General features: G+C 51.5%; 18 protein-coding genes. 16 read left to right on the top strand and 2 right to left on the bottom strand.

What is annotated here, in order from left to right:
* Positions 1-153: 153 nt before the first annotated feature.
* Positions 154-684 carry a deoxycytidylate deaminase gene (locus BM412_RS15905; RefSeq protein WP_091219773.1) on the top strand — a complete coding sequence of 177 codons (531 nt, stop codon included), beginning with the start codon at positions 154-156 and terminating at the stop codon, positions 682-684.
* A 144-nt stretch (positions 685-828) separates the two neighbouring features.
* Positions 829-3,609 carry a ComEC/Rec2 family competence protein gene (locus tag BM412_RS15900; protein ID WP_091219770.1) on the top strand — a complete coding sequence of 927 codons (2,781 nt, stop codon included), beginning with the start codon at positions 829-831 and terminating at the stop codon, positions 3,607-3,609.
* A gap of 47 nt (positions 3,610-3,656) precedes the next feature.
* On the opposite strand, the gene BM412_RS15895 is transcribed toward BM412_RS15900, so the two are convergent.
* On the bottom strand, positions 3,657-3,974 hold the full coding sequence (locus BM412_RS15895; protein WP_091219767.1) for a hypothetical protein: 318 nt from the start codon (positions 3,972-3,974) through the stop codon (positions 3,657-3,659).
* Between the two features lie 149 nt (positions 3,975-4,123).
* Between BM412_RS15895 and BM412_RS15890 the strand changes: the two genes are divergently transcribed.
* The 4 genes from BM412_RS15890 (at position 4,124) to holA (ending at position 8,353) form a co-directional block, all read left to right on the top strand.
* A complete protein-coding gene (locus tag BM412_RS15890; protein ID WP_091219765.1) occupies positions 4,124-5,083 on the top strand; it encodes a D-2-hydroxyacid dehydrogenase in 960 nt (319 codons plus the stop codon).
* Positions 5,084-5,414: 331 nt separating this feature from the next.
* Positions 5,415-5,963 carry an RNA polymerase sigma factor gene (locus BM412_RS15885; protein ID WP_090980011.1) on the top strand — a complete coding sequence of 183 codons (549 nt, stop codon included), beginning with the start codon at positions 5,415-5,417 and terminating at the stop codon, positions 5,961-5,963.
* Complete coding sequence (locus BM412_RS15880; RefSeq protein WP_091219762.1) at positions 5,960-7,084, top strand: zf-HC2 domain-containing protein; 1,125 nt, start codon at positions 5,960-5,962, stop codon at positions 7,082-7,084. The genes BM412_RS15885 and BM412_RS15880 overlap by 4 nt, the downstream gene beginning before the upstream one ends.
* Before the next feature lie 252 nt (positions 7,085-7,336).
* Entirely contained in the window at positions 7,337-8,353 is a 1,017-nt protein-coding gene (gene holA, locus BM412_RS15875; RefSeq protein ID WP_371264819.1) for a DNA polymerase III subunit delta, read from the top strand.
* A 65-nt stretch (positions 8,354-8,418) separates the two neighbouring features.
* On the opposite strand, the gene rpsT is transcribed toward holA, so the two are convergent.
* The gene (gene rpsT / locus BM412_RS15870) at positions 8,419-8,691 is read right to left on the bottom strand and encodes a 30S ribosomal protein S20 (RefSeq protein ID WP_091219755.1); all 273 of its coding nucleotides are present in this window, start codon (positions 8,689-8,691) and stop codon (positions 8,419-8,421) included.
* A gap of 189 nt (positions 8,692-8,880) precedes the next feature.
* On the opposite strand from rpsT, the gene gpr reads away from it, so the two are divergent.
* The 10 genes from gpr to dnaK all read left to right on the top strand — a co-directional run bounded on the left by gpr (position 8,881) and on the right by dnaK (position 20,755).
* Positions 8,881-9,888, top strand: coding sequence for a GPR endopeptidase (gpr, locus tag BM412_RS15865; RefSeq protein ID WP_091219751.1), 1,008 nt, complete (start codon positions 8,881-8,883; stop codon positions 9,886-9,888).
* A gap of 246 nt (positions 9,889-10,134) precedes the next feature.
* A complete protein-coding gene (gene spoIIP / locus BM412_RS15860) occupies positions 10,135-11,454 on the top strand; it encodes a stage II sporulation protein P (RefSeq protein ID WP_091219749.1) in 1,320 nt (439 codons plus the stop codon).
* Positions 11,455-11,478: 24 nt separating this feature from the next.
* Positions 11,479-11,961 (top strand): hypothetical protein, encoded by a 483-nt coding sequence (locus BM412_RS15855; RefSeq protein WP_091219746.1) that lies wholly within the window; start codon positions 11,479-11,481, stop codon positions 11,959-11,961.
* Positions 11,962-12,027: 66 nt separating this feature from the next.
* Entirely contained in the window at positions 12,028-13,845 is a 1,818-nt protein-coding gene (gene lepA, locus BM412_RS15850) for a translation elongation factor 4 (RefSeq protein ID WP_091219743.1), read from the top strand.
* A 113-nt stretch (positions 13,846-13,958) separates the two neighbouring features.
* Positions 13,959-15,116, top strand: coding sequence for a radical SAM family heme chaperone HemW (gene hemW, locus BM412_RS15845; RefSeq protein WP_091219741.1), 1,158 nt, complete (start codon positions 13,959-13,961; stop codon positions 15,114-15,116).
* A 108-nt stretch (positions 15,117-15,224) separates the two neighbouring features.
* On the top strand, positions 15,225-15,686 hold the full coding sequence (locus tag BM412_RS15840; RefSeq protein ID WP_091219738.1) for an N-acetyltransferase: 462 nt from the start codon (positions 15,225-15,227) through the stop codon (positions 15,684-15,686).
* 189 nt (positions 15,687-15,875) lie between these two features.
* Entirely contained in the window at positions 15,876-16,943 is a 1,068-nt protein-coding gene (locus BM412_RS15835) for a C40 family peptidase (RefSeq protein ID WP_177245850.1), read from the top strand.
* A 252-nt stretch (positions 16,944-17,195) separates the two neighbouring features.
* A complete protein-coding gene (gene hrcA / locus BM412_RS15830) occupies positions 17,196-18,221 on the top strand; it encodes a heat-inducible transcriptional repressor HrcA (RefSeq protein WP_091219731.1) in 1,026 nt (341 codons plus the stop codon).
* Between the two features lie 62 nt (positions 18,222-18,283).
* Positions 18,284-18,850, top strand: a complete 567-nt coding sequence (gene grpE, locus BM412_RS15825) for a nucleotide exchange factor GrpE (protein WP_091220572.1) — start codon at positions 18,284-18,286, stop codon at positions 18,848-18,850.
* Between the two features lie 57 nt (positions 18,851-18,907).
* Positions 18,908-20,755 (top strand): molecular chaperone DnaK, encoded by a 1,848-nt coding sequence (gene dnaK, locus BM412_RS15820; protein WP_091219728.1) that lies wholly within the window; start codon positions 18,908-18,910, stop codon positions 20,753-20,755.
* Positions 20,756-20,818 lie beyond the last annotated feature (63 nt).

The raw sequence follows: 20,818 nt of genomic DNA, 5'->3' as shown, positions 1-20,818 counted from the left end.
GATCATACGTTCCCAAGCCCGTACATGTGCCGCCGGATTGAATGAGAGGCATAGATGATATTTTGCATGAGTTGATTGAGCGTGCAGCTTGCAGTTTGCAGTCATAGATGTAAATGTAGATGGTACGGATGCACAAGGAGGAAGAGCCGGAGAATGACAGAAGAATTTCAAGACAGCGCCAGAAAAGACTGGGATACTTATTTTATGGATATCGCGTATATGGTTTCGACCCGTTCGCGTTGTCCGCGACGACATGTCGGCACCGTATTGGTTCAGGGGAAGAAGCTGCTTGGAACGGCCTATAACGGCGCTCCAATGGGAGTTGCGGACTGCTCTGAGGATGGCTGCATGATCGTCGAGGAGCTTGAAATGAAGCAGGTCGGTGAAGTGGAGCAGATGGTGAAGAAACAGCGCTGCATCCGCACGATTCATGCCGAGCAGAATTTGCTGCTTTTCACGGACCGGATTGACCGCGAGCGTTCGACCGTTTATGTGACGGATCAGCCTTGCTGGACCTGTGCGAACATGCTCGCTAACAGCGGTGTGCGCGAGATTGTGTATCATCGCGCCTATGCCAAAGACAGCGATAAGGTAGCATCGCTGATGAGCTTGAAAGGCATTGTTTTTCGTAATCTTGCTGCGTATGAGCCGCCGGCTCAGGCCGGTATGAATGTTATTGGTTAATCAAATCATCAGCACAAGTGGGGAAGAACCTCCGACTGTGCCTAGGGAAGAGAGCTGTGCGGTCCTTTATGGATTGAACATGGCTGCTTTCTTGGGTGTAGCGGAGGTTTTTTGTTGTTGTTTTAATGGAAGGGGGATGGGTGGATGGTGGCGCGAAGACCGCTCATCTGGTTTACGGTGTGTTGGATAGCAGGCGCAAGTGCCGCTGCGAGCTTGACGAACAACGGCGTTTATTTAACCGGCGGCGCTTTGCTTGCTGTATTGCTAGCGCTGGGGCTTATGAAACGTGCCTCATTGCCGCTCGCAGCTGCATGTTGCATCGCCTACATGGCTGCTGCCGGAGAGCGGATGTGGGCGGATTCTCGCAATGTCACTGCATTGCCAGAGCTTCAATCGGCTGCTTATGAGGCTGTTCCGGCAGGTTCCGTCGTGTTCGGTGCGGAGATCAGAGGGACTATCATTTCGCCGATTGAGATTGACGGCGATCAGGTTCGGTTCCGCGTAGCGGTAAATGAGGTATTGCTGGGGGGCGGAGAAGCCAGTCCTGAAGGGGTTGGTGGTGAGCGAGTTCAAGTACAGGTACGGCTAGCGGCGGAGGCGGAGCTTGTTGAAGCAGCTTCATGGAAGCGCGGGCAGAAGGTGTCGGCAGCCGGAGAACTGTCCGCGCCAATGGCCGCCACGAACTTCGGCGGCTTCGATTATCGCCGCTATTTGAACAGCCAGCGCATTCACTGGCTGTTCAATGTGGATGGCGCTTCCGCGGTGCAGAAAAGCGCCGGGACACGTTGGTCGGCTGCCGGGCTGCTCCGCTATGTCGATGATCTGCGCGCCGCGCTTGGAGCGCAAATGGACAACTTGTATCCGGACCTCCAGTCCGGTTACATGAAAGGCCTCGTCCTCGGCATCAGCGACGATCTCGATCCCGCCGTGTACGGCCGGTTTGCGCAGCTGGGGCTCACGCACATCCTGGCCATATCGGGCCTGCACGTCGCGGTGTTTCTCTATCTGCTCGGCGGCCTGCTGCGCTTAACGCGCATGACCCGTGAGCGCATGCTGCTGCTGCTCATGGCGGCGGTGCCGCTGTACGTGCTCCTCGCGGGAGCCTCGCCGTCGGTCGTACGCTCCGGCATTATGGCCGTGCTCGGCTTAGGTGCAGCCCGCCTGCACAAGCTCGGCGACGGGCTGCACCTGCTGGCCGCCGCCGCGCTGCTCATGCTCGCCTTCGACCCGTACATGCTCGGAAATGTCGGCTTTCAGCTGTCGTTCCTCGTAACGGCGGGTCTCATTCTCGGCGTACCGCCCGTGCGCGGCTGCTTGCCCGCCGGGAAGCGCCGGTGGGCGCGCTCCCTGCTGGATCTGCTCACCGTCACCGTGGTCGCGCAGCTCGTTTCACTGCCGGTCACGATCTACTATTTCAACGCTGTACATCTGCTCTCGCTGGGCGCGAACCTGGTACTCGTACCTTTCATTAGTTTTATCGTCATGCCGCTTGGCGGGGCATCCATGCTGCTCGGAGCGTTATGGCATCCCGCGGGAGCGCTGTTGTCGCAGGTAGCCGTCGTCGGCAATGATTGGACGTTTGCTTTTGTTACGCAGCTGAGCAGCTGGAACAGCTTTCGGATGATCTGGGCAGCCCCGCCGCTCTGGTGGGTGGTAGGGTACTACGGATTGCTATGGGGCTGTTTCGAGTTGCTTGGAAGGATAGCGCGTCGAGGTCGGCTTTATTCGGAAGAAACCTCATCACTGGGGTTAGAGGCGGATTCAGTTTCGGGTTTGGAATCATATTCCCACTCGCATTTGCTCCATCATTCAAATCCATATCCCAATTCAGACTCGACTCAGCCGATCCATGCATCCAATCCAGCGGTACCGCTCGCAATTCCGTTCATAGACATGTCTTCAGCGGAATCGCCGCGTGCCCGCCGCAAAAGCATCATGCTGCTGTCCTTCACGGCAGCAGGCTTAAGTTTGCTTGTATTATGGGCCTACCACCCTGATTTCAGAGACCGCAATGCGTATGTCGATTATATCGATGTGGGCCAAGGCGACGCGATCCTGATTCGTACCTCGGGCGGCAAACATATCTTGATTGATGGGGGAGGAGCTGTACAGTTCGGCAATCAAGAGACTTGGCGCAAGCGCAAAGATCCCTATGAGGTAGGCAGCAAGCTTCTCGTGCCGCTGCTGCAGAAACGCGGGGTACACCGGCTGGATCTGCTCGTCCTATCCCATCTCGACAGCGATCATATTAAAGGACTGCACGCCGTGCTAAGCGATATCGAAGTTAAGGCGATCATGTGGAACGGGACGCTGAAAGCTTCCGAAGATGCGGCGAAACTGCTGCGGACGGCGGTCGATAAGGATATCCCGCTATATAAGAGTACCGCGGACTTGAAATGGCAAGTCGACCCCGGTACGGCAATTCAAGTACTCGGTATGGCGCCCGGCGATGACGAGGCTATTGCGGAGGAAGACGAACAGAACGGGCAGAGCGTAGCTTTGCTCGTCGAATTGTACAATCGGAGATTCCTGTTTACGGGCGATGCTGACGCTCAGGAAGAGAAGCTGCTGCTGGAACAGCTTCATCTCTCCCAAACTTCACTGTTTGCGGATCTTTCTTCGTCTTCACCGTCTGCGGATCTCACTCAATCTTCACCGCCGTTTCCCCCAATCGACGTCATGAAAATCTCTCACCACGGCAGCAAAACCTCGACCTCCGACCTCTGGCTTAACTATTGGAGGCCGAAATGGGCGATCGTCTCCGTCGGGAGAACCAACACCTACGGTCATCCGGCTCAAGAGGTGTTGGAGCGCCTGGCGAGCGCCAATATTCAAATTCGCCGAACGGATTGGAACGGCGAGGTCCAATTTCGCGTGAGCCCCGATCAAACAATCGCCCGCAAAGAAAAAATCCCCGACTCCTAGCAGCCAAGCTGCAAGGCATCGGGGAAATCCATTTATGTTGTATCTATTTAATTAAGCGATTTGATTTTCTTCGCCAAATCCATGCGCTGTAGCTTCAAGGTTCCGATCAGCTCGCGAATCGTGCTTTCCTCGGCGGGATCGCTGCTCTGCTTCATCTGGGCAAGCAGATCCATCATTTGATGGTTGATCGTATTGAATTTATGCCACAGCTCTTCTTTGGCACTTCGTACAGCCTCTTCGCGGTCCAATGCATCCTTCTGACGCATCGCTTCGAGCAGCTCTTCCTGCCACTGCTGATCGCCAAGCTGCTTGGCAAAGTTGTAGAGGTCCAAATAATCGTCAAACCAATTGCTGGTCTTAGTCATCGTGGAGGGCTCCTTTCGTGCGCTTGTCTACCTCATATTATACTGAGATTGGGATGAGAATCAAACCTTGCCGTACTTTTCAGTTTGACATCGTTCTCGGAGCGGTGGTAATCTGTGGCAAAGAACGGTTTGGGAAGGGGATTAAGCCCATGGGAACGATCGTGTCCGTACATCCTTTTGACGAAGAACAAGTGAAGGCCATACAAGAGGCTTGTCCAAGCTTAGACTATGTAAGCGTAAGCGGCTTTGGCGCCGATGAGGCAAGAGCAGCTCTGATGGATGCAGAAGTCATTTTGGGCTGGAATCGCGATGTGCTCAAAATCATTCATGCAGACGGCATTTCACTCAAATGGCTGCAAAATCTAGGTGCGGGTGTCGACCACATCCCGCTGGAAAGGCTCCAATCGCTCGGTGTCACTTTGACGCATGCTTCCGGTGTTCATCCGAACGGAATATCGGAATCGATCTTTGCCATGCTGCTCTCCTTGACGAGGAACGTACATATTGCAATTCGCAACCAGCAACAACAAACCTGGAAGCCATCGAAGATTATGGGAGAAGCGCATGGGAAAACCATAGCGATTCTCGGGACCGGCGCCATTGGGCTTGAAACGGCCAAGCTGGCTCAGGCGTTCGGCATGAACGTGCTCGGCGTTCGCAAGTCGGGCGTACCGGCTGAATGGGTTGACCGTATGTATACGATCGAACAGTTAAATGAAGTACTTGCGCAAAGCGATTACATCGTGAATTGCTTGCCGCTGACCGCGCAGACGAAGCACCTGGTAGGCAGGGAACAGTTTGCGGTCATGAAGCCGTCCGCGATTTACATTAATATTGGGCGAGGCGGCACAACCGATACCGCTGCGCTCGTTGATGCTTTGCAGCAGGAACGAATCGCCGGCGCGGGACTGGATGTATTCGAGCAGGAGCCGCTGCCGCAAGAGCATCCGCTGTGGAATATGGAGAATGTTATTATAACGCCGCATGAAACGGGCAATACGCCTTATTATATGGACCGAGCACTGTCGATCGTGCTCGATAACTTAACGAATTACAGCGCACAGGGAAAACCTTGCCGAAACGTGGTTGACTGGCAAGCGCAATACTGATTTGTTACGTGGTCCAAAAGCCGTACGCCCACTGGTAATTTCTAGTAGGGTGTACGGTTGTTCTATTTTCTGCTATCATTTTGGATAGTATGCTTTCCTTCATTAATTCTTCAAAATCGAAGTGAAACCGCATCGTTCTTTAGGAACGCTCGTAATAAGATGTGTGCCGATTGGCCTGGAAACGGCGATGATCCGCAATTTTACGGCACTTTTTCATTGATTTTCATTTAGCTTCATCACAACAGCTTAAATTTTTATAAAGAAATGTTTAGGCTTGGTGCAACATTATAACGAACCTTTCCGTCTGAAAGGTTGCAAGGGGGGATCCTCCGTGGTAGAGCCAGGCCTTATTAAAGCCGCACAAGCCGGCGATGGCGACGCTCTTATTTCTCTATTGCGCGAGATTGAGAATCATGTTTACCGGACAGCCTACTATATTGTAGGCAATGAGCAGGATGCGATGGATGCGGCTCAAGAAGCACTTATTCGTATTTATACGAAAATCGGCAGCTATGAAGAGAAAGCCCAGTTTAAAACTTGGGTACAGCGGATTGTGACTAACATATGCATCGATAAGTTTCGTCGAACCAAACCGACTGTATCCATTGACGAGCATGAAATGGTGTTCAAGGATAATCAATCGGTGGAGGAGGAAGTTCTTACTTCCTATGCTGCGCAGGATATTCGCAAAGCGATCGACAAGCTGCCTGAGCATCATCGGGCCGTTGTTGTTCTTCGTTATTTGCAGGATTTCTCGTACAACGAAATCGCAGATTCACTTGATCTGCCGCTGAATACGGTCAAATCTTATTTATTCCGGGCAAGACAACAGCTGCAAACATACCTGCATGATTATCAGAGAGGGGGTGTCCGAGGATGAATTGTCAAGAGGTGATGGACTATATGCAAAGGCAGCTTGACGGCGATCTGGATGAGCAGGAAGCCGAATTCTTGATGACTCATACACGGCATTGCCCGGAATGTGCAGCCATGCTTGAACGGCTTGAATTGCTCTCCTCCGGACTAACCAACCTGCCGAAGGTCACGCCGAGCTACAGTTTAGTGGACGCGATACTGCCACGACTGGCAGAGCTTCGAGTCGCTCAGGATACCGTTCAAGGCAATACTTCCATGCAAGACCGTGAATTGAATTCATCGGCAACGGCAAGACGAATTGCGCCAAGCTCGGAGAAGAGAAGATGGACGGACCGATTCTCGATCCGTGCAATAGGCGGCATTATAGCAGCGGGGATCATTGCGGGGCTGTTTATCGTCAATTACGACCCGAGCAGGTCGATGAACGATTCCGCACAGGACATGGCCGCAGATTCATCCAATACTTACGATACGGCACAGAATACATCAACAGCCGATGCTTCGACCAGTGCCGATCAGTCGGAGAAGGCAACGAACGATTCCGTTGCTGCCAATGAAATTACGACTGAAACAGCTGCGCCGCTGGCCTCTATGTCCGATGAGACGCCGACGATGAAGTCGGAGATCCGGAATGTCGATCCGAATGGTGAAACGATGCCGCCGCTCACTGCCGAAACGGATGGCGGGGCACCTGCTGTAAAAGGCCAATCGCCTAACTACGAGGTTTCTCGTTCAAGCGATGCCAACTCCGATTCCGGTAATACCGCTGCTGCTACGGACAGTGGTGCCGAGGATCAGGCGGCGAACAGTAAGCAGGATAATGCCAATTCGACGGCAGATAAAGACCGTACCGGCTTCACCACGGAAAATATGATTATGGCGTCGCCTATCTCGCCGGACGGCATGTATCAAGCGTTTATTGTGGAGGATACCGTTCGCGTCTATACCGTGCAAGACAGCCTAATGATTTTTCAAGGCGTCAAACGAACCGGCATTGCGAATTTGAAGTGGTCCGAAGACAGCTTGGTATTGACTTACGAAGGTGCGGATGCCGATGGGAATAAGCATGTTTATTCCGTGGATGCCAAGAAAGCAACCGAGCAGCAAGTACAATCTATTAAATAATGTGGCGGTTGATGCACACTTTACGGGATGTTCGCGTATGGTGTAGGGAGCAGGAAACCAGTCATAGGACGGCACCTTGACGTCGTATGACCATTCGCAGCCGGTACCATGGACCGTATGCTAGCGAGTGTTTATATAGATGTTCGGGGACAAAGGGATGAGTCGCAAGCTGACTTCATCCCTTTGTTGCGTTTTTTGCAAAATGGCGCTATCGTAGGGTTGGTGGTTTAAAGGGGGACTCGATCCGTGGAAATGAAGGATGTCATGAAGGAATTGAAAGCGGGAACGTTCCGCCCCGTCTATGTACTGTACGGGAAAGACCGGTATCGCATGCGGCAGTTTGTGTCAGTCTTGGCGGACAAGCTGCTGCCGCCCGAAGAGCAAGAGCTTGGTCTTGTTAAATTCGATACATCGGAAACACCTATAGAAGAGGCCGTAGCAGAAGCCGAGACATTGCCTTTCTTCGCATCGCGCAAGCTGGTGCTTATTCGGGATTCCTCTGTGCTCGCAGCGGCTCAAGGCAAGGAAGGGAAGCTTGAGCATGGGACAGACGCGCTGATTGCTTATTTGAAGCAGCCTAATGAGAGCAGTGTCATCGTGTTTCAGGTCATGGCTGAGAAGCTGGATGAGCGTCGTAAGGTTGTTAAGCTGCTGAAGGAGCAGGATGCGTTAATTCCGTTTCAAGAGCTTCAGGAGAATGAACTGCTGCAGTGGACGGTTAAACGCGCGGAAGAACAGGGACGCGGTATGAGCCGTGACGCTGCACAGCTGCTTCTGGCCCGTACGGGGACCAATATGCAGCAGCTGGCGCATGAAGTGGACAAGCTCTGTCTGCATGCCGGCAGCGGCGGCTCCATCAGCGCCAGTGATGTGGAACATCTGATTGCCTCGACGGTAGAAGAGGACGTCTTCGCGCTTATTGACGCAATGGCATCGCTGCAGGTGGACCGTGCGCTTAAATTATATGGAGAGCTGCTGCTGCGCCGCGAGGAGCCGATAAAGATCGCAGCGTTAATCGCGCGGCAATTTCGGATTATGCTGCAGGTGAAAGAGCTGGAGCAGCACAATTATTCCCCGCAGCAGATGGCAGGGCAGCTGGGCTTGCATCCATACGCCGTCAAGCTTGCCGCAGAGAAGGCCAAACGGTTTACGGCACAGACGCTCGGGAAACATCTGAATAAGCTGGCAGAGCTGGATTACAGCATGAAGACGGGGCGCATTGATAAGACGCTTGGGCTGGAGCTGTTTCTACTCTCGCTTGCGGCCTAATAAGAACATAAAAAAAGTCCTGCTATTGCGCACTAGGCGTAAGAGCAGGACTTTCGTTTGATTGATTAGGCTTGTGCGCTAAGTGCGTTAAGCTTTTTAGCCAGGCGCGACTTCTTGCGAGCAGCTGCATTTTTATGAATCAGGCCTTTAGTTACAGCTTTATCCAGCTTTTTTGTAGCATTGATTAGAGCTGCTTGAGCAGCATCAACATCAGTAGCAACAACAGCTTGATCAGCAGCTTTAACGGCCGTGCGAAGAGCTGATTTTTGCGAAGCGTTCAAAGCGCGGCGTTTCTCGATAGTTTTAACGCGTTTGACTGCGGATTTAATGTTTGGCATTGCATTCACCTCCTGTAAAAAGGGAGAATCCCTTTGTAACAACACAACTTGACATAGTGTATCATGGGCATGACCAAAAAGCAATAGTTCGCTATTGCCTGAATTCCACGGAATACGACAGTAACCGCATAATTAGAGGTTCCCTTTCGCAAACTAGACACAAACGGATGGAAGGAGCGCCCTTATAACATGAGTGAGCTTGATCTGCAAGAGTTTAACGTGGGGATCGATTTGGCGCTTGAAGCGAAGGAATATGCAGAGGCAGCAGGGAACGGTCCGGTACCGGGTGTTCTCTCCGACGTATCGGAGGATGACGGGATAACGATCACGAGACTTGAAGTTACAACCGAAGAAGGCTCGCGGATTATGGGCAAAATGATCGGTCACTATGTGACCTTCGAAGTGCCGGAGCTGCGCAAACAAGACACCGTGCTGCAAGACCGCGTGGCTACGAAGCTGGCGCAGGAATTTGCGGAGTTTCTTCTGCGAATTGGCATTAGCAAGACGGCGAACGTCTTAATCGTCGGACTTGGCAACTGGAACGTAACGCCCGATGCGCTCGGTCCGATCGTCGTTGAGAACGCGCTTGTGACGCGTCACTTCTTCGAGCTGATGCCGAACGAGGTCGCACCGGGCTACCGCAATGTAAGCGCCGTTGCGCCGGGCGTGCTTGGAATAACCGGCATTGAATCGAGCGACATCGTACAAGGGATTGTAGATCGCTCGAAGCCGGATCTCATCATTGCGATCGATGCGTTGGCGTCTAAGGCGCTTGAGCGGGTAAACACGACGATTCAAATTGCGGATACCGGCATTCATCCCGGTTCGGGCATCGGGAACAAGCGGCGGGGGATTACGAAGGAGATTCTGGGAGTGCCGGTTGTTGCGATCGGGGTTCCGACTGTGCTGTATGCTTCGACGATCGTCAGCAACAGCATAGATCTGATGCGGGAGCATTTGAAGAAACATGCCGCGGGCAAAGCGGAGGGGTTCCTTGGCTTGCTTGATTCTATCGACGAGAATGAGCGATTGCAGCTTGTCCGCGAGGCACTTGGGCCTCTGGGTCATGATCTGCTTGTGACACCGAAAGAAATCGATCAGTTCATCGAGGACATCGCCAACATCGTAGCCAGTGGACTGAATGCCGCGCTGCATGAAGCAGTCGATAAAACGAATGTAGCGGCGTATACGCACTAGGTTATTCGGGACGAATTTAGCATTAGAAGCTCGGAAGCTGCCCCAAAAGTCCATTATGGCTTTTGGGGCAGCTTTTTGTAGGTTCGCGGAAGAAAACTCTATTCGCACTTTATTAAATCTAGCAATCTAGCAATCTCCAACTCTAGTAAACTTTCGGTTCTATTAAATCCACCTGCTTCATAAAGTGATACTAGCCTAGTGCGCGATGAAGGAATGCCACAATTGGAACTGGGAGGAGTACATGGAATGAAGCGATGGATAGTGACCCTGAACCTTGCCAAAGGCAGCATGCGTTTGCGTCAGCTGCTTGTAGCAGGCCGTACCTTTGCGTTGTTGTCATTGGGATCGATGATCCTTGTCCTTGTAGTAGGAATCGGTGCAATCGTGCATCAGAACGCCGCGTCATCGCCGGTATCGTCGATGAAAGGGTTCGCGGCAGCGGTATCCGGCGGATTATTTAAAGACATGCTGTCCATGGAATTGCCGGGCACAAGCGATGGTTCACCTAGAACAGCCATTAATGGCCGCCAGATCAGTACGTTTTTGTTCCGACTGCTGACCGACATTAACCCGGAGGATCCGAGGAGCCTGCTGGCAAGCCAGTACCCCGGCATGAGCGGCGATACGACCGTTATCCTTCGACCAGGGACAGGTACAGATGCGGTCGTCGAATCGGGAGATCACGATTCGATTCCGGGTCAAGAGGAAGGATCAGGGCTTCCGGTAACGGATTCGGGGAGGCCGGATCATGAAATAGGAGACACGCAGCCGGATCAAACGGAACCGGATAATAGCGCGACGGATACAGGGGAAGAGCCGACGACGCCGGTGAAGACGCCGGGGGATACGAAGCCGGATTCAGATCCGGAGCAGGTCGAGCCGGTTAATCCGGCGACGCCGACAACCGGAGGCAAGAAGGTCGTATTTATCTACCATTCTCACAGCCGCGAATCCTGGTTCCCCGAAATCAGCAGCAAGAAATACGCCGAATCGTCGGTGAAAAACATCACGCTGCTTGGCAAACGGCTTGCTTTTCAACTGGAGAAGAGCGGCATTGGGGCACAACAATCTTCCACGGATTATGTAACGGCGATTAAAAACTACAATTGGCTCCTATCCTATAAGTATTCGAAGAAAACGGTCGTCGATGCGATGGCCAAAAATGACGATCTCAAATTTTTCTTCGATATCCACCGAGATTCCTTGCGGCGCAAAAACACGACGATCACCATTAACGGGGAAACGTATGCGGAAGTATTCTTCATCATTGGGCTGGCCAACCCCAATTGGAAGCAGAATGAAGCGCTGGCGAACCGTATGCACGAGGCACTGGAGAAGCAATATCCGGGACTGTCACGCGGGATTTTGGGCAAAACGACCGCCAGCGGAAACGGGGAATATAATCAATCGCTTTCGCCGGACAGCGTCCTGATCGAAGTGGGCGGAGTCGACAACACGCTGAAGGAATCCTATCGGACCATTGATGTGCTGGCGAAGATCATCTCGGACATCTACTGGGATTCGGCGAAAGTTACGGCACAGCCGGTATCGAAATCGAAAAAATAGAGTACTCGTAGGGGAGTGAATCGAATGCGTCGTCAATCGATGAAAATGGCACTGGTAGGGGGAGCGGTTGCGCTCATCATTCTGTTCGGTATAGATATGGCGTCAAGCGGCATTGAACGTGTATATGGACCTGTTGAAGGAGGCGTTCAAGCTGTTAACCCTGCCGGTTATTCGTCTTCTATCCTGACCGACAATGAGGGCAATTCCAATACTTCCGGTTTATCGGATGCGGCTAAGCTCGACCAACTCCCCGAGAATCAAGTGGATCAAAATGTTCAAAGACGCACCGTGGCGGATGCGCAGCACGGAAGAACGGAAGAGGAAATTCGTCAAGAATACGAGCGCAAGCTCCAAGAAGAGCTCAATAAACGACTGACAGGCTTGCCTGATTTGCGCAGCGATGCGACGGTTAATAAGGTTGCAGATGGGACGGCAGGGGTGCTTCAAACGGTGTCTTCGAAAGGAATTCGGATGGTCGTTTCGTTTTTTGAATCGGTAACGGATTGATGGTCACCCTACAAGCTGTTATACTTATAAGAATGATTAGCAATTAGGTACCTCTGGGGGTTTAGCATGGCGGACGTACGAGACAGACAAAAACGAATTCGCAACTTTTCAATTATCGCCCATATCGATCATGGGAAATCAACGCTGGCGGACCGGATTCTTGAATTTACCGGGGCGTTGTCATCGCGAGAAATGCAAGAGCAAGTGCTCGATCAAATGGATCTGGAGCGCGAACGCGGCATCACGATAAAGCTGCAAGCCGTCAGACTCGGTTACAAAGCCGATGACGGTGTTGAATACATTTTGAATTTGATCGACACGCCGGGACACGTAGACTTTACGTACGAAGTTTCGCGCAGCTTGGCTGCTTGCGAAGGCGCTTTGCTCGTTGTTGATGCCGCGCAAGGCATCGAAGCGCAAACGCTTGCCAATGTGTATTTGGCACTCGACAACAACTTGGAGATCATTCCGGTATTGAACAAAATCGACCTGCCAAGCGCAGAGCCGGACCGCGTTAAGCAGGAGATCGAAGATGTTATCGGTCTTGACGCAAGCGATGCCGTTCATGCTTCTGCGAAAGCGGGCATCGGGATCAAGGAAATCTTGGAGCAGGTTGTCAGCAAAGTTCCGGCGCCGACCGGTGATCCGGACGAGCCGCTTAAAGCGCTTATCTTCGACTCGCACTACGATCCTTACAAAGGGGTTATCGTATATGTGCGCGTTATCGACGGCAGCATTAAATCGGGCAAGAAAATTCGCTTCATGGCAACGGGAGCGGAGTTTGAAGTCATCGAAGTCGGTGCCTTCATGCCGCGCATGGGAATCGTCGATGAGCTCGCTGTCGGTGACGTTGGTTTCGTCGTTGCGGGAATTAAGAACGTAAAGGATACCCGTGTCGGGGATACCGTTACCGATGCGAAGAAGCCTGCTCTGGAAGCACTGCCGGGTTATCGCAAAATCAACCCGATGGTATTCTGCGGCTTGTATCCGATCGAAACGCAGGATTACAACGATCTTCGTGATGCGCTTGAGAAGCTCGAACTTAACGATGCATCGCTTCGTTATGAAGCGGAGTCGTCCACGGCGCTTGGTTTCGGCTATCGCTGCGGATTCTTGGGATTGCTCCACATGGAAATCATCCAAGAGCGGATTGAACGCGAGTTCAATATTCCGCTCATTACGACCGCGCCGAGCGTTATCTATCGCGTTACATTGACGAATGGCGATGTCATTGAGATCGACAACCCGTCGAACTATCCGGAAATCGGCAAGATTGAATATGTCGAGGAACCGTTTGTAAAAGCAGCTATCATCGTACCGAATGATTACGTTGGAGCGATCATGGAGCTTTGTCAGAACAAACGCGGCGAGTTCGTTAACATGGAATATCTGGATACGAACCGAGTAACGATCACATACGATATGCCGCTCTCCGAAATCGTGTATGATTTCTTCGATCAATTGAAATCAAGCACGAAGGGTTATGCTTCCTTCGACTACGAGCTGTCCGGCTATCGCCAGTCCAAGCTTGTGAAGATGGACATCATGCTCAACAACGAGCAGGTGGATGCCTTGTCCGTTATCGTTCACCGGGACCGCGCGTATCACCGCGGACGGATCATTTGCGAGAAGCTCAAGGAGCTTATCCCTCGTCAAATGTTCGAGGTGCCGGTTCAGGCATCGATCGGAACGAAGGTTATCGCTCGCGAAACGGTTAAAGCGATGCGCAAGAACGTTCTTGCCAAGTGTTACGGCGGCGATATCAGCCGTAAGCGGAAGCTGCTTGATAAGCAGAAGGAAGGTAAGAAACGGATGAAGCAAGTCGGCAGTGTTGAAGTGCCGCAAGAGGCATTCATGGCCGTGCTGAAGATCGACGAGGATTAGAATCTTAGAGACGTTGTTCTGGGGAGGGAGCCATCGTGCTCCCTTTCTTCATGACAACGATAAGTTACACCTTGCTGTAACGAATTCCCGTCTTATGGAGGTGACAATCGCTAATGTTTAACCATGCGCCGAAGGCGCTTTATATTCATATCCCTTTCTGTACGAACAAGTGTCACTACTGCGATTTTACGTCTTATGTGCTTCGTGGGCAGCCTGTAGATGCTTACCTGGATGCGCTGGAGAGCGAGATGGCGCGGACGGTTGAGGCGCTTCCGCCGGAAGAAATCCATACGGTATTCGTTGGAGGCGGCACGCCTACCGTGCTGACACCGCCGCAGATGGAGCGTTTTCTGACTTCCGTGAAGAAATACTTCCCCATTCATCCGGATGCGGAGTTTACGATGGAAGCGAACCCGGGGACTACGGATTTGGACAAGCTTACAGCCATGAAGGCAGGCGGCGTTAATCGGATCAGTTTTGGCGTGCAGTCGTTCGATAATGGGCTGCTTGAGCGGATCGGCCGCATTCACAATGTCGACGATGTCTATCGCAGCATCGAGAATGCGCGTGCGGCAGGCTTTAGCAATTTATCGATCGATCTGATGTTCGGCCTACCCGGCCAGAGCGTGGAGCAGCTCTCTGACAGTGTTAATCGTGCTTTGCAATTAGGACTCCCGCATTACTCGCTTTATGGTCTTAAGGTTGAAGAGAATACGTTGTTCCATGCGTTATATGAGCGTAATGAGCTGCCGCTTCCGCCGGAAGAGGATGAGCTTGCCATGTATATGCTTCTGATCGATAAGCTTAAAGCGGAAGGGTTTCATCATTATGAGATCAGCAACTTCGCTAAGCCCGGCCATGAGAGCAGACACAATATTACGTATTGGCGCAACGAGCCTTATAATGGGCTTGGTGCAGGTGCGCACGGTTATGCCCGAGGCGAGCGGCACGTTAATATTAAAGGCATTCAGCCTTACATTGATGCGGCGGCGCAGCGGCTTCCTCGACTTGAAACGAACCCGGTACCCGAGCATGAAGCGATGGAAGATTTCATGATGGTCGGACTTCGCATGCTCGAAGGCGTGAATAATGATCGTTTCTCGGCTCAATTTCCCGGCCAAACGATTGAAGGCGTGTTCGGAGTGGCGCTTCAAACCGTACTCTCGCAAGGGCTGATCGAGTACACGGAAGGCAGCGGGGGCGGATATCGATTGTCTGAGAAGGGAATCCCGCTCGGCAACGAAGTATTCGGTGCCTTTATCAGCGGATAAGGGTGCGGATGCAGTCAAATTATTCTTGTGTTAACATTCATGATGGTGTATATTTATTCGTGTTAAAAGCTGTTAACTATGGAGTTTATGGAAGCGGAGGCGAGTGAGATGCAAGCGGTATGCAGAAAGGCGACCGAGAGTGATATCGAAACATTAGTGGATTTAATAGCAGGGTACGCCGAGAAAGGAATTATGCTGCCGCGATCTCGCGATATGCTGAAGCGACAAATTCATACCTTCGTTGTAGCGGAGGTTTCAGGTGAGGTAGTCGGCTGCGGTTCTTTAACACAGCTGGGCGCCGACCTCGTCGAGATCCGCTCGCTGGGCATATCTGAAGGCTATAAGGGACTGGGCATCGGCAGCAAGCTTGTCGATCAGCTGCTTCATGAAGCGAAGGAGCAGAACATCCCGAAAGTGATGGCGCTGACTTACGAGGTTAATTTCTTCGAGAAGAACGGCTTCACGATCGTGAACAAAGAGATTTTTCCCGAGAAAGTATGGACGGACTGTATCCACTGTCCGAAGCAGCATGCTTGCGACGAAATCGCCGTACTAAGAATGTTGAACTAATGTAACCATAACGACCAATTATGTTCCGACGAATAGCATCATATAACTTAAAAGCCACTGTGCCTTTTCGATAAGGTACAGTGGCTTTTTGTTTCTTCCAGTCTGGGATCGGCCATAATAATGGCCGGAATGGGAACAATACAAGCTGTTAACATGAGATCAGCAACCCTACAGGAGGATACGCAAATCATGAAGCGTTTAATGATCTTCATCTCCCTGGCTCTAATTCTGGCCTCTTGTTCGGCTAAAGAGAACGCGCATATAGGGAAGAATAACGCAAGCGGCTCGCTCGTCAATTTGCAAATACAAGGGCATCAAGGGGCGGTGACGACCCCTTATAAGATGAGAGACGGGAAGGTTTGGATTCCGGCAGATCAAGCGGCAGAGCTGTTCGGGTATCGGTACGAAATGGAGCCTGAAAGCCAGTCGGCATCAATGGGCTACACGGATCCCATATATCGATTCAAGCTGAATTCGAAGCAGGCTCATATCGGCGATGAGCCGCTGACGCTGCATGAGGCTCCTCGGCTAATAGATCGTAAACTGTATTTGGAAACGAGCTCGTTGTCGCAGCTTTGGCAAACGCCTCTCGATTGGGATGCGAAGCTCAATTCAATCGTGGTAACACCTCCTGCGGTCGAAGAGCCTGATCGATCATCCGCCATGAGCGTGCCAAGAAACACACTTCGTGCCAAAGCTTTAGACACGGACGATTCGGAATGGAACCCGAATGATAATACGGATGGAAATCAGGATGAAACGGAAGCAAATCCTGACAATAACCAGGATGGGAATACAGGAGCCGAGAGCCCCGATGGAAATCAAGGGGGAAACCAAGGCGGAAACCAAGGCGGCAATACCGCGCCTAGTGCAGATGCTGAGAAAGTCATCTCGTTTGCTAAGCAATTCATGGCGATCCCTTACAAATTTGCTGCAGCGCCTTATGTGGAGAGTCGCAAATTCGATTGCTCATCATTTGTGCAGCACGTGTTTGACCATGTAGGTATCGAGCTCCCGCGCTCATCCAGAGCGCAATCGAAGATCGGACAATACGTTACCCGCGAGTATTTCAAACCGGGAGATGTGGTGTTCTTCTACACCCCCGGCAGATACAGCAGCAACAAAATTGTCGGCCATGTCGGCATTTATATCGGCAACAACCAGGTCATTCATACGTACGGAAGTCCCGGCGTGACGATCTCCGAGCTGGAAGGAAGCTGGAACGATCGGGTTTTGTGGGGGAGAAGAGTCCTTTAATACTTTACGAATGATTGCAATGAAATGGCTGTCTTGAAAGTGCGCAGGGGAATGCTGCTTTTGAGATGGCTTTTTTCATCTTTCTTCCCGCCCAAAATACCGAACTGACTTGACAATAGGCAAGCGGTTTTGGTATTTTTGTAGTAATGATTAGCACTCATCGATAACGAGTGCTAACGGTAGAGGGATGACCGTAATAATTGGGAAGAAGCTTAAGTAGGAAACGATCTTTATAAACCGGGAGGGACTGCGATGTTAACTGAACGGCAGCGAATGATTTTGAATGTCATCATAGACGATTATATCCGCTCAGCGGAGCCAATTGGTTCACGCAGCATTTCGAAACGAAGCGATGTCAGCTTTAGCCCGGCAACCATTCGTAACGAGATGGCTGATTTGGAAGAGCTCGGATTTCTGGAACAGCCTCACACCTCGGCAGGTCGTATTCCATCCATTAAAGGCTACCGCTATTACGTCGATCATCTTGTAAGACTGAGTCAAGTCAACGAACAGGATATGCAAACGGTTCGCTCCTTCTTCACGGAGAAAGTGAACCAAATGGAACAGATTATTCAACATGCAGCCATGATTATGTCCAACCTGACGAATTACACGAGCATTGTGCTTGGGCCGGAGACGTTTACGAATTCGCTGAAGCATTTCCAGCTCGTTCCCATCAGTGATGACACTGCGGTCGCGATTATCGTTACCAACACGGGTCATGTTGAGAACCGCACGATTTCCTTGCCGGATGATATGAGCATGGAGGAAATGCAGCAGGCTGTTAACATTCTGAACAGCAAATTGATCGGGGTGCCGATTGCGCGCCTTAAATCCAAGCTGTATTCCGAAGTCGGTCAGGAGCTTGGCCGTTATGCGGACCAATGCGAGCGACTGCTCGGCGTACTCGACGACGCATTAATGAACGAAGACGATCATCGTGTATTCTTAAGCGGGACGACGAACATGCTGACGCAGCCGGAGTTCAAGGATGTCGACAAAGTAAAGACGCTGCTCGACCTGCTTGACGAGACGCCGACCATTATGCAGATGTTCAGTACGCTGCCTAGCGGTATTCAGGTTCGTATCGGAACCGAGAATACGCATGAGGCGATCAACAACTGCAGTTTGATTACGGCGACTTATTCGGCACAAGGCAAACAGCTTGGCACGATTGGGATTTTGGGACCGACACGAATGGATTACGGTAAAGTGATCAGCTTGCTGGATTTACTGTCCAAGGATATGGCGGTTCTGCTCGGTCGATGGTACAAATGACGCGAATTAACATGAGTGAAGCAATTAGGGATTACTTTCAGGAGGTGTAAGCGCTCGTGTCTGTGAATGAACAGCATACAGATGAGGAACATAAACATGAAGAGAACCGTACTGCCGAGGAAGCGCAGGAAACGGTGAATGAAGAAACGGCAGCTCCACAAGAAGAAGGAAGCGCAGGAGATTCCCGCGTAGAGGCGCTTGAGAAATTAGCCGAAGAGAACCAACAGCGATACTTAAGAGCACAAGCCGATTTTGACAATTTCCGTCGCCGTACGATGAAGGAGAAGGAAGAGCTTGGACAATATGCTTCCATGAAACTGATCGGGCAGCTTCTGCCGGTAGTCGATAACTTCGGCCGCGCCATTGATGCTGCGAAGAACGGCGGCGACGGTGAATCGTTCTCCAAAGGCGTCGACATGATCTTCCGCCAGCTTGAGCAAGTGCTTGAAGCTGAAGGACTTAAAGCGATGGATGCGGTCGGGCAGCCGTTTAACCCGGATTTTCACCAAGCCATTATGCAAGTTGAATCCGATGAGCATGAGGAAGGCATCGTTGTTGAAGAAGTGCAAAAGGGCTACGTCCTGAAGGATAAAGTGCTGCGTCCCGCTATGGTTAAAGTCAGCGGTTAACAATCAGCTTGCCTATAGATGATTCAAATTATATCCCTTTGAGGAGGAACTTTAATTATGAGTAAAGTAATCGGTATCGACCTTGGTACAACAAACTCTTGCGTTGCGGTAATGGAAGGCGGCGAAGCTGTCGTAATCCCGAATCCGGAAGGCAACCGCACAACACCTTCCGTCGTTGGTTTCAAGAAAGACGGCGAGCGTATTGTCGGTGAATCGGCTAAACGTCAAGCGATCACGAATCCGGACCGCACGATCATGTCCATTAAACGTCACATGGGCTCCAGCCATAAAGAAGTTATCGATGGCAAAGATTTCTCCGCACCGGAAATTTCCGCAATCATCCTGCAAAAGCTGAAATCAGATGCTGAGGCTTACCTTGGCCAAACGGTAACACAAGCCGTAATCACAGTACCGGCTTACTTTAATGACAGCCAGCGTCAAGCAACGAAAGATGCCGGTAAAATCGCAGGCCTTGAAGTGCTTCGTATCGTCAACGAGCCGACAGCTGCCGCACTTGCTTACGGTCTGGAGAAAACAGAAGATCACACGATCCTTGTTTATGACCTTGGCGGCGGTACGTTCGACGTTTCGATCCTTGAGCTTGGCGATGGCTTCTTCGAAGTAAAAGCAACCAGCGGCGACAACCGTCTGGGCGGCGATGACTTCGACCAAGTAATCATCGATTACCTGGTTTCCGAATTCAAGAAAGAACAAGGCGTTGACCTTTCCAAAGATAAAGCAGCTGTACAACGTCTGAAAGACGCAGCTGAGAAAGCGAAGAAAGAGCTTTCCGGCGTACTGACTTCGACGATCTCCCTGCCGTTCATCACTATGGCAGACGGCGTTCCTCAGCATTTGGAGCTTAGTCTGACTCGTGCGAAGTTCGAAGAATTGTCCCATGCCCTTGTAGAGCGTACGCTTGGCCCAACTCGTCAAGCATTGAGCGATGCTGGCATGTCCCCAAGCGATATCGATAAAGTTGTTCTTGTTGGCGGATCGACTCGTATCCCGGCTGTACAAGAAGCAGTTAAGAAATTGATCGGCAAAGATCCGCACAAAGGCGTTAACCCGGATGAGGTTGTAGCTCTTGGCGCGGCAGTTCAAGCAGGCGTATTGACAGGCGATGTGAAGGACGTTGTATTGCTTGACGTAACTCCGTTGTCCCTTGGTATCGAAACTGCAGGCGGCGTGTTCACGAAGATGATCGATCGCAACACGACAATCCCTACAAGCAAATCCCAAGTGTACTCCACTTATGCGGATAACCAACCGAGCGTTGAAATTCACGTGCTTCAAGGTGAGCGTCAAATGGCTGCAGGCAACAAAACGCTTGGCCGCTTCACGCTTGGCGATATTCCACTGGCTCCGCGCGGCGTACCGCAAATCGAAGTTACATTCGATATCGATGCCAACGGTATCGTAAACGTGTCTGCGCTTGATAAAGGCACAGGCAAGAGCCACAAAATCACGATCACTTCTTCCGGCGGTCTGTCCGAAGAAGAAATCGACCGCATGATGAAGGATGCGGAATTGAACGCAGAGGAAGACCGCAAACGCCGCGAGCTTGTTGAAGCGAAGAATGCGGCTGACCAACTGGTGTACTCCGTGGACAAAACAATCAAAGATCTTGGCGATAAAGTAGATGCAGGCGAAATTGCAAAAGCGACTGAAGCTAAAGAGAAAGTTACTGCAGCGCTGGCAACAGACGATGTGGAACAAATCAATGCGGCTGCAGAAGCGTTGACGGAAATCGTTCAACAGCTATCCGTGAAATTGTATGAGCAAGCACAAGCTGCGGGTCAAGGCGCTGAAGGCGCAGGTCCGGAAGCGGGCGGCGAATCATCATCCAGAGGCAAAGACAACGTAGTCGATGCCGACTATGAAGTTGTAGACGACAAGAAGTAAGTAGTGTAAATTAAGTTATACGCAAACGGTGTGCCGTCCGAAAAAACTTTGGACGGCGCAGCC

The sequence above is a fragment of the Paenibacillus sp. BC26 genome (assembly GCF_900116125.1).
GTDB lineage: Bacteria > Bacillota > Bacilli > Paenibacillales > Paenibacillaceae > Paenibacillus_Z > Paenibacillus_Z lignilyticus.
This window is presented reverse-complemented; position numbering and strand designations above follow the sequence as displayed.